The organism is Sphingomonas sp. (assembly GCF_031380695.1).
GTDB lineage: Bacteria > Pseudomonadota > Alphaproteobacteria > Sphingomonadales > Sphingomonadaceae > Sphingomicrobium.
Genome location: NZ_JANMWY010000016.1, coordinates 1 through 1,765 on the forward strand (window position 1 = coordinate 1; position 1,765 = coordinate 1,765).

Below are 1,765 nucleotides of genomic sequence, written 5' to 3' on the forward strand. Positions count from 1 at the left end.
CGACCGCGTTCCTGCCGGATTGTCGGGAAGTTGGCTCAAGCCCGCGCTCTACGCGAGCCTCGCTGTCCTCCTGTTGACGCTGCTTTACTGGCCCGCCGCATGGTACGTTCGGCGGCGCTACAAGGCGCAGCCGAGCGTCGCTGGCCGCTCTTTGCAGGCATATCGTGCCACGCGGATCATGGCGGGCGCCGATCTCCTCGTGCTGACGGGGTGGGGCATCCTCATCACCCTATTGTTCAAGGATCTCGAAAACCTCGCTGGCAATTTCGACCTGCTGTTGCGGTTGATCCAGATCGTCGGGATCATCGTATTTGTCGGTGCGGTGCTGGTGAGTGCCTGGAACGTGCGGCTGACCTTCACCGATGGGCGACGCTGGCGGCGCAAATTGTGGAGCGTGCTGGTGCTGCTTGCGACACTGATCGTGCTCTACACGGCGGCGCGTTTCGGGCTGCTCGCCATGGGCGTCGATTACTAATGGCGCGCCTGTCGCTAAAGGTTGTCACCAGGACGCTGCACCTGAAAGTCCCGTTTCGCATTTCGGGCTTTGTTTTCGACAGATCCGACGTCGTCGTCGTGACATTAAGCGATGGCGAAGCAATCGGGCGCGGCGAAGGCGGCGGCGTTTATTACCTGGGCGACGATGTCGCACACATGCTGGCTGACATCGAAGCCGCGCGCGGTTCCATCGAAGCAGGGCTGACGCGGGAAGGCCTTCGCGCCGTGATGCCACCCGGCGGCGGACGGAATGCGGTCGATTGCGCACTGTGGGAACTGGAAGCGACGCGTGCCGGTCAACCTGCCTGGTCGCTGGCCGGCGTTGACGCGCTCAAGCCCCTGCTGACGACCTTCACGGTCAGTGCGGATTCGCCAGCGGCGATGGCCGACCGCGCGCGGAGTTACGCCGACGCACGGGCGATCAAGGTCAAGCTGACCGGGGAACTCGAATTGGACGTCGAGCGCGTGGCCGCAGTTCGCGCTGCCCGCCCGGACGTCTGGCTCGGCGTCGACGGCAATCAGGGGTTCGCACGAAGCCAGCTCGAACCATTGGTCGAAGCGCTGCTCGCCGAGCGCGTCGAATTGCTCGAGCAGCCGCTGGCGCGTGGCCGCGAGGCCGATCTCGATGGGTTCAAGTCGGCGATCCCGATTGCGGGCGATGAAAGCCTGTTGAGCTTGGCCGAGCTGCCGTCGGCACCGGGACGCTTCGACGTCGTCAATATCAAGCTCGATAAATGCGGCGGTCTGACCGAAGGGCTGCTGATGGCCGCCGAGGCGCGGCGTCTCGGTCTTACTGTCATGGTCGGAACGATGATCGGCACCAGTCTGTCGACCGCGCCCGCGTTGATCCTTGGCCAGCAGTGCGACATCGTCGATCTCGACGGCCCGACCTTCATCGTCGAGGATCAGAAGCACGCCGTCGATTATCGCGACGGTTTCGTCAGCGCGGGGTCGGACGTTTGGGGTTCCGGCAAGGTTCTTGCCGAGTGACCGACGAGCGACCGTGGTTCGGGCAACCGCGCGGGCTAACCGTCCTTTTCCTGACCAATATGTGGGAGCAATTCTCCTACTACGGAATGCGCGCGCTGCTGGTCTATTACATGACCAAGCAATTGCTGATGGGGCAGCAGCATGCGTCGGCGATTTACGGCACCTACACCGCCTGCGCTTACTTCACCCCGATCGTCGGGGGCGTGATCGCCGATCGCTGGCTGGGCAAGCGCAAGGCGGTGATCATTGGCGCCAGCATCATGGCGCTGGGCCATTTCAT

The 1,765-nt window shown here is 63.5% G+C and carries 1 protein-coding gene and 2 pseudogenes; all 3 read left to right on the plus strand.

The window, feature by feature from the left end:
* Positions 1-475: pseudogene (locus RMN84_RS00485) on the plus strand (serine hydrolase); the annotation flags it as partial.
* Positions 475-1,485 (plus strand): dipeptide epimerase, encoded by a 1,011-nt coding sequence (locus tag RMN84_RS00490; protein WP_309610251.1) that lies wholly within the window; start codon positions 475-477, stop codon positions 1,483-1,485. The pseudogene RMN84_RS00485 and the gene RMN84_RS00490, both read left to right, overlap by 1 nt.
* Positions 1,482-1,765 (plus strand): annotated as a pseudogene (locus RMN84_RS00495) (MFS transporter); the annotation flags it as partial. The gene RMN84_RS00490 and the pseudogene RMN84_RS00495, both read left to right, overlap by 4 nt.